Genomic DNA, 11,918 nt, shown 5'->3' with positions numbered 1-11,918 from the left:
CCCTAGCCCTTGGCGCGCGCGGCCAGCGCCATCAGGATCTTGACGGTCGGTGCGCTGACCTGGCGGATGCCGGCCAGCTCCGGGTTGAGGTACGCGGCGTGTGCGGCGGTGGCCGCGGTGAACTCGGGCACGCCGTTCTGCGGCCGGAACCCGTGCCGGACGGCCAGCTCGCGCAGCTTCGGGTCGGTGGCGAGGAGGGCGCCGAGCTCCTTGGCGTTCTCGCTGATCGGCACGAAGGTGTGCGGGGAGTTGACCGTGGTGTCCGGGTAGAGCACCACCATGTCCCCCGGGGCCTGCTTCTGCTGGAGCAGGGAGGCCACCTGGGACTCGTACGCGAGGATCAGCGGTTCGCCGCTGCCGGAGATGAAGGCCCGGAAGGGGTCGTCGGTGCTCGGCTCCAGGGCGCCCTGGACGGAGATCAGCTTCTGCATCAGCGGCGCGGTGCGGTCGATGCCGGCCTGGTCGGAGACCACGTTGCTGCCGTTGGCGACGTTCGAGGTGGCGGCCAGGAAGAGCGCGCCGGAGTTGGACGTCGCGGGATCGGTGGTCTTGATGAACACGGTGCCGGTGAGCTCCGCGTAGGCGGCGGAGCCGGACAGCTGCTGCCAGCTGCGCTTCTCGTCGGCGGCCTTGAGGTAGGGGCCCATGAGGAGGGTCCCGGAGTTCTTGCCGGTCATCTTGGCGAGGTTGTTGTCGGCGAGCACCTTGGCGGCGTTGGAGCGGGCGACGACCACGAGCGGCGAGAAGAAGGGCTTGGTGGTCTGGGCCCCCTTGACGCCGGCCGCGGCCTCGATCTCCGGGGCGGGTTCACTGCTGCTGGGGAAGGCGAAGTCGAACTCCTTGAGGGCGAGTTGGTCCATCGCCCAGGAGCCGGACGTTTCGGTCTTCACGGTGTAGCCCCTGTCGGCCAGGGCTTTGACGACGTCGGGATCGCGGAAGTATTCGGACTTCTCGGATCCGATGACGCCTTTCACGGTCTTCGTTGCCGTGCGTGGGGTCTTGTCTCCTCCGGCGAGCGCGACGGCGACCACGCCGCCGAGGAGGAGGACCGCCAGGGCGATTCCTAGGATGCGTCTCACGGGTGCAGCGTGCTCGCGGAAACCCACATTCCGCGCGAAGTCGAGTGAACGTCAGGTGTCCAGGCGGTCCCACTTCGAAATGCTGTGTGGATCGGCCGGTGCTGGCAGGCGGGGCGGCAGGCCGGGAGGATCGTCCCATGGGCGTGAGCGCGTTGAAGTGGCAGGGCTGGGCGGTCGGCCTGACGGTCGTGGCCGGCCTGCTGGTGTTCGCCCCGCTGGGCCTGTACGTCTGGGCCAGCGGCGAGCCGGGCGCGGCGCCGCCGCGACCGGCGGTGGAGGACGTACGGGTCACCGGCTGCCGGATCGACCCGGGCAGCCGCCGCGTGGTGGCGACGGTGGAGGTGGCGGGCCGCCCCGAGGGCACGGGCGCGTACGTGGTCACGGTCGAGTTCCGCGAAAAGGCCACCCCGGACCCGGCTGCCCGCTCGGCCCAGGCCCTGGTCAGGGTCCCGGGCGTGGCCCCGGCCGCCACGGAACACGCCGAAGCCCTGGGCCCCCGCTGGCCCCCGGCGACAACCCCGTGGTGCGGAGTCGCCGCCGCAGACTTCACCCCGTCCGGCCCCGCCGGCGTGTGAGGCGCGGGTCCGGGCCCGAACCCCGGCCCGGCCAGGGCGGTGGCGCCCGGTCCGGAGCCTCCGCGGCCCCGGACCGGGGCCGATCAGAGGCTGCCGGCCAGGTTCTGCGAGGCCAGGGCGGCGGCGTGCGCGTCCATGCGCTCGGCGGCGAGGATCGCGACGGTGGTGTCGGCGCGGGACGCGGCGACGACCAGCGCGCGGCCGGCGAGGTCATGGGCCCGCTGGTGCAGGGCGGTGAGCTCGGCGGCCCCGGCGATGTCGGCGTGCGGTGCCCGCGTGGGCTCCGCACCCCGCAGCCGGGTCACCTGGGCGGCGATACGGGCGGCTGCGCCGTCGAGGCCGAGCTCGTCGGTGACGGTCAGCAGGGCCGCCAGGTGACCGGCGAGCTGGGTGTCCAGGGCTTCGGCGCGGCTGCTGTGCGGATAGCCGGCGTGGGCGTCGGAGTGGCGGCCGCCCGGACGGTGGACGACCGGCTTCGTGCGGATCGGCTCGTACATGAGGGGGCCTCCTGCGTGGTCAGGAGGCCATCCTACATTGGATCCGTTCTAAAGTTGTGCTCGATCCGGTATCGAGTACCCCGTGCCTGGTAGGCATGCTTCCTAGGGCTGGCTGTATCCGTCGAGGAACTTGCCGATCCGCGTCACCGCGTCCGCCAGGTCCTTGGGGTTCGGCAGCGTCACGATGCGGAAGTGGTCGGGCTCGGGCCAGTTGAAGCCCGTACCGTGCACCACCATGATCTTCTCGGCCCGCAGCAGGTCGAGGACCAGCTGGCGGTCGTCCTTGATCTTGTAGACGGCCGGGTCGAGCTTCGGGAAGAGGTACAGCGCGCCCTTGGGCTTCACGCAGGTGATGCCGGGGATCTGCGTCAGCAGGTCGTACGCCGTGTCGCGCTGTTCCAGCAGCCGCCCGCCCGGGAGGACGAGGTCCGTGATCGACTGCCGGCCGCCGAGGGCGGTCGCGACGGCGTGCTGCGAGGGCATGTTCGCGCACAGCCGCATGTTGGCCAGGATCGTCAGGCCCTCGATGTACGACGCGGCGTGCTTCTTGGGGCCGCAGACCGCCATCCAGCCGGACCGGTAGCCGGCGACGCGGTAGTTCTTGGAGAGCCCGTTGAAGGTGAGCGTCAGCAGGTCCGGGGCGATCGCGGCGGTGTTCGTGTGCGTGGCGCCGTCGTAGAGGATCCGGTCGTAGATCTCGTCGGAGCAGACGATCAGGTTGTGGCGGCGTGCGATGTCCGTGAGGCCGCGCAGCATCTCGTCGTCGTAGACGGCGCCGGTCGGGTTGTTCGGGTTGATGATCACCATCGCGCGGGTGCGGTCGGTGATCTTGCGCTCGATGTCGGCGAGGTCCGGCATCCAGTCGGACTGCTCGTCGCAGCGGTAGTGCACGGCGGTGCCGCCGGCCAGCGACACGGAGGCGGTCCACAGCGGATAGTCCGGCGCCGGGACGAGCACCTCGTCGCCGTCGTCGAGCAGCGCCTGCATCGACATCTGGATCAGCTCGGAGACGCCGTTGCCGAGGTAGATGTCCTCGACGTCCAGCTCGATGCCCTTGGTCTGGTAGTGCTGCATGACCGCGCGGCGCGCGGAGAGCAGCCCCTTCGCGTCCCCGTACCCGTGGGCGTTGCCCAGGTTGCGGAGCATGTCCTCAAGGATCTCCGGCGGGCACTCGAAGCCGAAGGCCGCGGGGTTGCCGGTGTTGAGCTTGAGGATGCGATGACCTGCTGCTTCGAGCCGCATGGCCTCTTCGAGGACGGGGCCGCGGATCTCGTAGCAGACATTGGCGAGTTTCGTTGACTGGATCACCTGCATGACGGGAGCTTACGGGCCGTACGGGCGCTCCGCCGAGGTATTCGGGGCAGGATCGGAGGAGGGATATGTCCCGTTTCGCATGATGGGACGGTGACGGCGCGATCCGCCCTTGGAAACGGCGGCACCACGGCGCTCCCGCCTGCGGAATCGGTGGGGGGCGCGGGCGGGCGAGCGGCGGTGTTGCGCTCGTCACGCTCGTCGCTTCGAGGTGCGCGCGTACGGGGCTCGAGCAGGGCCGGCCCCCGGGCGCCGCCGGCGCACCGATGTCAGGGGCCGCCCGTACCGTCGTGGGTGGGGAAAGGGGCGGAACATGGAACATCTGCGCATCATCGCGGGGGACGCGACCAGCCCGCAGGCCAAAGGGCCGAAGATCATCGCGCACGTCTGCAACGACATCGGCGGCTGGGGCAAGGGCTTCGTGGTGGCGCTCTCGAAGCGCTGGCCCGAGCCCGAGAAGGCGTACCGGGCCTGGTACCGGGGCCGCAGCGGGAACGACTTCGGGCTGGGTGCGGTCCAGCTGGTCCAGGTGAAGCCGGACGTCTGGGTGGCCAACATGGTCGGCCAGCGCGGCATACGCACGGGCAGCGGAGGCCCCCCGATCCGCTACGACGCGGTGGAGCGCTGCCTGGCGGCGCTCGCCGGGCACGCGCTCGAACGGGAGGCCTCGGTCCACATGCCCCGCATAGGCTGCGGCCTCGCCGGCGGCACGTGGCCCCGCATCGAACCGCTGATCACCCGGGCCCTGTCCGCGCGGGACGTGCCCGTGACGGTCTACGACCACGGGTGAGCACCGGACCGGCCGCCGGGCCGGTCCGATGCGGGGCGTGATCCGTACGGACGGCCTCAGGCGCAGCGGCCGGGGGCCGGCTCCAGGATGACCAGCGGGATCTCCCGGGGAGCCGCCGCCGTCCGGTAGTCGTCGAACAGGGGCCACAGGGCCGTCATGGCGGGCCAGTAGACGTCCCGCTCGATCGGGCAGGCCGTACGGGCCGTGGCCTGGAAGACGGCCGGGCCGACCTGGAGGCGGACCTCCGGGTGGGCGGCCAGGTTCCGGTACCAGGCCGGGTGCTCCGGGGCGCCCCAGTCCGCGGCGAGCACGATGTGGCGGCCCGCGTCCTCGACGTAGATCAGCGGGGTCCGGGCGGTCCGGCCCGTGGTGCGGTCGACCGTGGTGAGCAGGAGCGTGGGGACCCCGTGCCACAGATGGCCGTCGAGTCCGCCGGTCGTCACGTAGTCCCGTACGTGCTCCCGGACGTGGTCCCGTTCGCGGCCCGGCTTCGGGTCGGTGGGGTGGTCCCAGTCGATGGTGATCGTCTGCATGGCGGTGCCTCCGAGTCAGGGCCCCCGCGAGGCTTAACGATCCTTCACCGATTCTGGATGCGGTCGGCCTCGGGCCGGCGCAGCCGACGTGTGGCCCCGGTCCGGGGGTGCGGCCCCCGGACCGGGGCCACCAGCAGCTTTCGTGCCGCGCTACCGTCCGCGCTACGGGAGGTAGCGCTCGATGACCTCCGGGCCTTCCTTCTCGATCAGCTGGCGCGCCTTCTCGAGCCGCTCCGGAGTCGGCTCCATGCCTTGCACCATCACGAGGTCCTCGGGGTCGTACGGCCGTTCCCCGCCGCTGAAGAGCTTGGCCGGCCGCTTGGGCTGCTGGTCCGATTCACTGTCCATCGGTTACCTCCTCGGAATGTCCCCCGATCCCCTCATCCTCCGGCGACATCGCCATGAACGCACCTGCAGGGCCCCCGGCCCGCGCCGTCACGCCGAGGCGACCGCCGCGAACGCCGTCAGAGCGACTATCGAGGCGCAGATGCTCAGGTTCACCGCCCGGTGCTCCCAGAACACCGCGACGAACTCGCGCAGGGTGGCGCTCGGCCAGAAGTACGTGGCCGTCGGGGAACCGAGCACCTGCCCGTTCACCCCGGCCCTGCGGGCCGTCATGGCGGCCCGGAACGCGTGGAAGTTGTTGGTGACGACCACGCAGCGGTAGCCGGGGTCCGCATCGAGCATGATCGTGCGGCTGAAGGCGAGGTTCTCCTTCGTCGTACGGGAGCGCTCCTCGAGCCGTATCTGCTCCTCCGGGACGCCCTGCGCGATCAGCCAGTCGGCCATCGCCCGCGCCTCCGACAGCCTCTCGTCCGTCCCCTGCCCGCCCGAGACCAGCAGCAGCGGCACCCGGCCGCCGCGGGCCACCTGGGCGGCGTGGATCTGCCGGCCCTTCTCCAGGCGGGAGGCCAGCAGCGGAGGCACCCGCTCGCCGCAGATGAGGCCGGAGCCCAGCATCACCACGTAGTCGACGTCACCGCGCACCGTGATCCGCCCGTAGAGGAAGGCGTACGTGAGGAAGCAGAGGAAGAGGAAGGAGACGTAGCCGACGAGCATGATCAGGCCCGCCACCATCGTGTCCACGACGCGCGAGCCCCGGCCGGCCACCCCGAGGACCAGCGCGATCAGCGCGAAGATCCCGAGGCCCGCCGCCATGGACAGCATGTTGGTCGGGCTGCGGCCCTCCTTGCGGATCATCGTCAGGCCATTGCGGATCAGGTAGCCGCCGAGTACGAGCGTGCCGACCGTCGGCACGAGCAGCACCAGCAGCACCGCGACCGCGTCCAGCGGTGACGGCAGCTCAGGTATCTGGAACAGCAGGCCCGTCGATCCGAACATCAGGGTGAGGCCCAGCAGGACCGCGTTCCGGAAGCGCCGGCGGTCCTCCCGCACGCTCACGCAGAAGAGGACGAAGAAGAGCGCGGCGGGGACGAAAGCGAGCATGCCGCCCATCGTAGGCGGACGGCCCGAACCCCCGGCGGCCCCAACGGCTGAGCGGCCTCAGGGGCTGCGCCGCTCAACGGCCCCGGTACGGCGTCCTGCGGACCGACCGGCCGGCCAGGACGTCCGTCCTGCGCCCGTCCCGCATCACGAACCGGCCGTCGATCAGCACGTGCGGGATGCCGGCCGGCAGCGCGCGCGGGTTCTCGTACGAGGACCCGGCCGCGACCGTCTCCGGATCGAACAGGACGAGGTCGGCGCGGTGGCCCGTGCGCACCAACCCCCGGTCGGGCAGCCGCAGTCGGGCCGCCGGGCGGCCCGACAGGTGGGCCACGCATTCCTCCAGCGAGAGCACGCCGAGCTCGCGCACGTAGCGCCCGAGGTAGTGCGGGAAGGTGCCGTACGCCCGCGGATGCGGTTTCGCGCCCCGGAGGATGCCGTCGGAGCCGCCGGTGTGGACCCGGTGGCGCATGATCGCCCGGACGTTCTCCTCGTGGCCGACGTGCTGGAGGATCGTCGGCCCCAGCCGGTCCTCCACCAGCAGCCGCCGAGCGGTGTCCCAGTCCCGCAGGCGCGTGCCGACGTACGCCCCGTGCGCGGGGTCGGCCGTCCCCGAGATCTCGATCGTCGCCCAGTCGACGGGGACGCCGTGGCAGCCGTCGGCCCCGGTCACCTCCAGCGCGTACCGGATGCGCTCGGCCTCGGCGTCGTCGCGCAGGCGGGCGAGGACGGCCTCCGGCCCGCCCTCGTTCGCCCAGCTCGGCAGGAGCGCGACGAGGGTGGTGCAGCCCGGGGTGTACGGGTACGAGTCGAGGGTGATGTCGGCCCCGGCGGCGAGGGCCCCGTCGAGGAGGGCGAGGAGCGCGCCCGCCCGGCCCTCGTTCTCCGCGAAGTTCATGGTGGCGTGCGCGAGATGGAGCGCGCAGCCGGCCTCCCGGCTCAGCTCGACCATCTCGGCGTACGCACCGAGTGCGCCGCGCCCGTACGAGCGGTGGTGCGGGCAGTAGTAGCCGCCGTACCCGGCCACCACGCGGCACAGCTCCGTCAGTTCGGCGCCGGAGGCGTACATGCCGGGGGTGTAGGTGAGCCCCGAGGACATGCCGACGGCGCCCTGCGCGAGGCCCTCGGCGACGAGCGCCCGCATCCGGTCGAGCTCGGCGGGGCTGGCCGGGCGGTCGTCCCAGCCGAGGGCGTACGCGCGGACGGTGCCCTGCGGGACGAGGTACGCGGCGTTGACGGCGATGCCGGTGCGATCGAGCCGGTCCAGGTACCCGCCCACGTCCCGCCAGTCGAACTCGATGTCCTCGCCCGCGCCGTTCCAGCCGGTGATGGCGGCCCGCACCTCGGCGAGCGTGCGGTCGTCGACGGGCGCGTACGAGAGCCCGTCCTGGCCGAGGACCTCGAGGGTCACGCCCTGGGCGGCCTTGGCCCTGTGGTCGGGGTCGCGGAGCAGGGCGAGGTCGCTGTGGGCGTGCATGTCGACGAAGCCGGGAGCCAGCGCGAGGCCGTGCGCGTCGACGGTGTGCCGGCCGCCGGAGCGGATCCGGCCGATCTCGGCGATCCGGCCCCCGTGCACGCCGACGTCGGCGGTGTACGAGGGCCCGCCCGTGCCGTCGACGACGCGGGCCCCGCGGATGACCAGGTCCACGGCGCGGCTAGAAGAAGGTGCGCACGTAGTCGGTGACCGTCCCGTCGGCCGCGACGACCGGGATCAGCGGCCACTTCTCGAAGATCGTGCAGGGGTGGGACATTCCGAGCGCCACCCAGTCGCCGACGTTCACCCCGTCCGCGGAGTCGGTCTCCAGCCAGGCGTGCTGGTCGGACAGTTTGACCACGCGCACGCCGGTGGCGGGGCGCTCCTCGCCGGTGAGAGCGTCGCGGACGAGCTCGGCCTCGGGCAGGCCGAGGTCGTAGGCGATGTCGCGCTTGCCCGCGTTGACGAAGGCCTGTGTGGGGGAGGGGCGGGAGACGACCTGGGTCCAGAGCCGGAAGGCGGGGCGCAGGCCGCCCTCCTGCGGGACGCGGTTGAAGGGGGTGAGGCGGGTGTACCAGCCGTGGTCGTGGGAGACGTACGCGCCGGAGCGCAGCAGCCGCAGCGTCGGCCGGGACAGCTCCGGGAGCTCGGCGAACACGTCGGCGACGGCGTCGAACCAGGCGGAGCCGCCGGCGCTGACGACGATCTCCTCGACGTCGGGCGCGAACCGCCCGGCCCGGTCGAACTCGACGGCGAGCGCGGTCATCCGGCGCAGGTAGGCGTGGACGGAGTCCGGGTCGGCGCCGGGGACCTCGGCCTCGTACCCGGCGATGCCGACGAGGCGCAGGGCGGCGGCCTGGGCCACGGCGTCGGCGACGGCCCGGCAGTCCTCGTCGGTCCGCGCGCCGGTGCGGGCGCCCTCGCCGGCGCCGAGCTCGACGACGACGTCGACGACCTGGCCCTGCCCCTGCAGGGCCAGGTCCATGAGCTCGACCCCGCGCACGGAGTCGACGTAGCAGACGAAGCGGAACTCCGGGTCGGCGGCGAGCTCGGCGGCCACCCAGCGCAGGGCGGCCGGATCGACGAGCTCGTTGGCCAGGAAGATCCGCTGGATGCCGAAGGCGCGGTAGACGCGGGCCTGGTGGGGGACGGCGGCGGTGATGCCCCAGGCGCCGTGTTCGAGCTGGCGCCGGAAGAGCTGCGGCGCCATGCAGGTCTTGCCGTGCGGGGCGAAGGCGAGGTCGTGCCGGGCGGCGTACGTGCCGAGGGCCGTGAGGTTGTGCTCCAGCGCGTCGGCGTCGAGCGTGAGGACGGGGGTGGTGAAGCCGCCGGTGTAGAGGTCCCGCTTCTCGGCGGCCAGCTGCCCGACCGTGAGATTCGCCTGCCCGGCGTCGGGCGGCAGCCCCTTGAACCGGTGGTCGACCGGTTCGTCGGCGAGCCGGCGGACTGCGTCGGTGCCCATGCGGATTCCTCCTCGCGTTGCAAGTTCTGCAACGCTCGTTGCGTGCTGTGCTTGTGGCTGTCTAACATTCCTGGTGTGAACGGTCAACGTCCCGCGGTGTGTCCAGGGTTCCGGAAGGGCGTGGCGTGAGTCAGTCGGTGGAGCGGGCGCTGCGCATCATGCCGCTGCTCGCGAAGGGCGCGGCGGGGCTCGGCGAGGTGGCCGAGGAGCTCGGCGTGCACAAGAGCACGGCCCTGCGCCTGCTGCGCACCCTGCACGAGCACGGCTTCGTCTACCGCCGGCCCGACGGCCGCTACCGCCTCGGCGCGCAGCTCTTCGCGCTGGCCGGGCAGGCCCTGGAGAACCTGGACGTCCGCGCCGTCGCGCACCCCCACCTCGTCGAGCTCAACCGGCTCACCGGGCACACCGTGCACCTCGCCCTGCACCAGGACGACGAGGTGGTCTACGTCGACAAGGTCGACAGCCGCTACCCCGTCCGGATGTACTCCCGCATCGGCAAGCCCGTCCCGCTCACCGTCGCCGCCGTCGCGAAGCTGCTGCTCGCCGACCTTCCCGAGGCCGAGCGGTGCAGCCTCGCCGAGCGCATCGACTACCCCCGTTACACCGCCCGCTCCACCCCCGACGCGCAGGCCTTCCTGCGCGAGCTGGACCTCGTACGGGAACAGGGCTGGGCCGCCGACCTGGGCGGGCACGAGGAGTCGATCAACTGCGTGGGCGCACCCGTGCGCGGGCCGGACGGGCGGGTCGTCGCCGCGCTGTCCGTCTCCGCGCCCGGCGTGGTCGTCCCCGCCGAGGGCCTGCTCGAACTGCTGCCCCTGGTCCTGCGCACCGCCGACACCGTCAGCCGCGAGTACTCCGGCTCCCCACAGAACGACGAGGACACCCCGTGACCGAGAAGACCGCCCTCACGCCCGACACCCACACCACCCCGCCCGCGAAGTTCTCGCACGGCGTGCGCAAGGGGAACATCCTCCAGGTCGCCGGCCAGGTCGGCTTCCTCCCGCACGTGGACGGCCAGGCGCCCACCCCCGCCGGGCCGACGCTGCGCGAGCAGACCCTCCAGACGCTGGAGAACGTCCGCTCCGTCCTGGAAGCCGGCGGCGCGGGCTGGGACGACGTGATGATGATCCGCGTCTACCTGACCGACACCGGCCACTTCGCCGAGATGAACGCCCTCTACAACGCCTACTTCGAGGAACAGGGCCTCAAGGAGGCCCCGGCCGCCCGCACCACCGTCTACGTCGGGCTGCCCGCCGGCCTCCTCATCGAGATCGACGCCCTCGCCGTCCTCGGCTGACGGGGCTCTCAGGGGCCCGTCCGGGCACCGAGAGGGGCGCCCCCCTGGTGGCGGGGGCGCCCCGGAGCGGTGTTCCCGGCGGTCGGCTACGAGGCGCAGTACTGCGACTGCTTGCCGATCGAGCGGTACATGCAGTCCGCGTTCTCCAGCAGTTGCAGGACGGCGTCACGGTTGCGCGCCGTCTCGCGGTCGATCACCTCGTCCGGCGGGTAGAAGCCGCCCCCGCCGCCCGTCTCGGACGGGTACATCTCGAAGGTGTAGGCGAAGATCTTCTGGTTGCCCCACAGCCAGTCGTCGATCGTCCCGTCCGTGATGTACAGGTCGCTCGACTGCTCCGGCGTGTAGCCGTTGCTGTTGGCCATGCTCGTGCCGATGGTCTTGTACACGGCGAGGTCGTCGGCCGTCAGGCCCGGCGCCGTGTCGTTGTACGTCCACCCGAACGGCCAGAGCACCAGTTCGCTGTACGTGTGGAAGTCGATGGCGGCGGTGATCTGCTGCTTGCCGCCGACCACGCGGCTGCGGACGAAGTCCGAGACCACCTTCACCTCGGGGGCCGACTCGGCGGCCGCACCGCGGTAGGTCTCGGAGCTCTTGCTGCCACTGGAGCCGCCGCAGCAGCCCCACTTGTAGTTCCAGTTCCGGTTCTCGTCGGTACCGACGTACGAGGAGCCCGAGTTCGGCTGCCGGTTCTTGCGCCAGGAGCGGTAGGAGCCGGTCGCGATGTCGTACTCGCCGCCGTCCGGGTTGAGGTCCGGCACGATCCAGATCTCACGGCCGTTGACCATGTTGGTGATCCGCGTGTCGCTGCCGTACTTGGAGCCGAACTCCTTGAGCAGGTAGAGCGCCATTTCGACGGTCAGGTGCTCGCGGGCGTGCTGGTGGTGCGTGAAGAGCACCTCGGGCTCGTTCTCGTCGGTCGCGACGTTGTCGCTGATCTTGATGGCGACGATGTCCCGGCCCTGGTACGACTTTCCGATCACCCTCTTGCTCATGATCGAGGGGTACTGCGCGATGCGCTGGTCGATCTCCGTGTTGGCCTCGGCGTAGTTGTGGTACATCGAGTCCTTGGACGGGAAGTCCATCGGGCTCGCCGCAACGCCCCGCTCGGAGCGGTCCGGCGGCCCGGGCAGGGCGGTCAGCTTGTAGCCGAGCGCCCGTAGTTCCCTGGCCTGCATGGGGTCGGCGCTGACGACGACCGAGCGGGCGTCGACCTCGTCGATCGAGACGCCCGTACGGAGCAGGGCCGTTCGCTCGGCCGCGGTGGACGGTCCCTTGATCTCGTACTGGACGACGGCCTCGTCCAGGGTGGCGGTGGACGGTGTGGGCGGTGGGGCCGCCGTCGCGCTCATGCCGTAGGCGGGTGCGCCGAGCGCGAGAGCGAGCAGGGCCGCCGTGACGGCGGCCCTGCGTCGGGTGTGGAGCCGCATGCGTTCTCCTGGGTGGGAGTGTGGGGGTAG

The 11,918-nt window shown here is 71.8% G+C and carries 13 protein-coding genes; 4 read left to right on the top strand and 9 right to left on the bottom strand.

Features of this window, described 5'->3' with window-relative positions:
* Positions 1 to 2: 2 nt before the first annotated feature.
* Positions 3 to 1,079, bottom strand: coding sequence for a substrate-binding domain-containing protein (locus tag AB5J51_RS16120; protein WP_369777950.1), 1,077 nt, complete (start codon positions 1,077 to 1,079; stop codon positions 3 to 5).
* A 143-nt stretch (positions 1,080 to 1,222) separates the two neighbouring features.
* Between AB5J51_RS16120 and AB5J51_RS16115 the strand changes: the two genes are divergently transcribed.
* Positions 1,223 to 1,654, top strand: a complete 432-nt coding sequence (locus AB5J51_RS16115) for a hypothetical protein (RefSeq protein WP_369777949.1) — start codon at positions 1,223 to 1,225, stop codon at positions 1,652 to 1,654.
* An 83-nt stretch (positions 1,655 to 1,737) separates the two neighbouring features.
* Here the strand turns inward: AB5J51_RS16115 and AB5J51_RS16110 are convergent, their stop codons facing one another.
* Both AB5J51_RS16110 and AB5J51_RS16105 read right to left on the bottom strand, forming a co-directional pair.
* Positions 1,738 to 2,151, bottom strand: a complete 414-nt coding sequence (locus tag AB5J51_RS16110) for a hypothetical protein (protein WP_053786280.1) — start codon at positions 2,149 to 2,151, stop codon at positions 1,738 to 1,740.
* 102 nt (positions 2,152 to 2,253) lie between these two features.
* Positions 2,254 to 3,465, bottom strand: a complete 1,212-nt coding sequence (locus tag AB5J51_RS16105; protein WP_053786279.1) for a pyridoxal phosphate-dependent aminotransferase — start codon at positions 3,463 to 3,465, stop codon at positions 2,254 to 2,256.
* Positions 3,466 to 3,775: 310 nt separating this feature from the next.
* Here AB5J51_RS16105 and AB5J51_RS16100 point away from each other — a divergent pair, with 310 nt between their 5' ends.
* Complete coding sequence (locus tag AB5J51_RS16100) at positions 3,776 to 4,252, top strand: macro domain-containing protein (protein ID WP_053786278.1); 477 nt, start codon at positions 3,776 to 3,778, stop codon at positions 4,250 to 4,252.
* Between the two features lie 56 nt (positions 4,253 to 4,308).
* On the opposite strand, the gene AB5J51_RS16095 is transcribed toward AB5J51_RS16100, so the two are convergent.
* The 5 genes from AB5J51_RS16095 to AB5J51_RS16075 form a co-directional block, all read right to left on the bottom strand.
* Positions 4,309 to 4,785, bottom strand: coding sequence for a nitroreductase family deazaflavin-dependent oxidoreductase (locus AB5J51_RS16095; protein ID WP_078987286.1), 477 nt, complete (start codon positions 4,783 to 4,785; stop codon positions 4,309 to 4,311).
* 162 nt (positions 4,786 to 4,947) lie between these two features.
* Positions 4,948 to 5,133, bottom strand: a complete 186-nt coding sequence (locus AB5J51_RS16090; RefSeq protein WP_053786277.1) for a hypothetical protein — start codon at positions 5,131 to 5,133, stop codon at positions 4,948 to 4,950.
* 87 nt (positions 5,134 to 5,220) lie between these two features.
* Complete coding sequence (locus AB5J51_RS16085; protein WP_369777948.1) at positions 5,221 to 6,231, bottom strand: YdcF family protein; 1,011 nt, start codon at positions 6,229 to 6,231, stop codon at positions 5,221 to 5,223.
* Positions 6,232 to 6,304: 73 nt separating this feature from the next.
* The gene (locus AB5J51_RS16080) at positions 6,305 to 7,876 is read right to left on the bottom strand and encodes an amidohydrolase family protein (protein ID WP_369777947.1); all 1,572 of its coding nucleotides are present in this window, start codon (positions 7,874 to 7,876) and stop codon (positions 6,305 to 6,307) included.
* A gap of 7 nt (positions 7,877 to 7,883) precedes the next feature.
* The gene (locus AB5J51_RS16075) at positions 7,884 to 9,164 is read right to left on the bottom strand and encodes an alanine racemase (RefSeq protein WP_369777946.1); all 1,281 of its coding nucleotides are present in this window, start codon (positions 9,162 to 9,164) and stop codon (positions 7,884 to 7,886) included.
* 125 nt (positions 9,165 to 9,289) lie between these two features.
* Between AB5J51_RS16075 and AB5J51_RS16070 the strand changes: the two genes are divergently transcribed.
* Positions 9,290 to 10,054 carry an IclR family transcriptional regulator gene (locus AB5J51_RS16070; protein WP_369777945.1) on the top strand — a complete coding sequence of 255 codons (765 nt, stop codon included), beginning with the start codon at positions 9,290 to 9,292 and terminating at the stop codon, positions 10,052 to 10,054.
* Positions 10,051 to 10,461 carry a RidA family protein gene (locus AB5J51_RS16065; protein WP_053786272.1) on the top strand — a complete coding sequence of 137 codons (411 nt, stop codon included), beginning with the start codon at positions 10,051 to 10,053 and terminating at the stop codon, positions 10,459 to 10,461. The genes AB5J51_RS16070 and AB5J51_RS16065 overlap by 4 nt, the downstream gene beginning before the upstream one ends.
* 86 nt (positions 10,462 to 10,547) lie before the next feature.
* Here the strand turns inward: AB5J51_RS16065 and AB5J51_RS16060 are convergent, their stop codons facing one another.
* Positions 10,548 to 11,888, bottom strand: coding sequence for a M14 family metallopeptidase (locus tag AB5J51_RS16060; RefSeq protein ID WP_369777944.1), 1,341 nt, complete (start codon positions 11,886 to 11,888; stop codon positions 10,548 to 10,550).
* Positions 11,889 to 11,918 lie beyond the last annotated feature (30 nt).

This window comes from Streptomyces sp. R33 (assembly GCF_041200175.1).
Lineage (GTDB): Bacteria > Actinomycetota > Actinomycetes > Streptomycetales > Streptomycetaceae > Streptomyces > Streptomyces katrae_B.
This window is presented reverse-complemented; position numbering and strand designations above follow the sequence as displayed.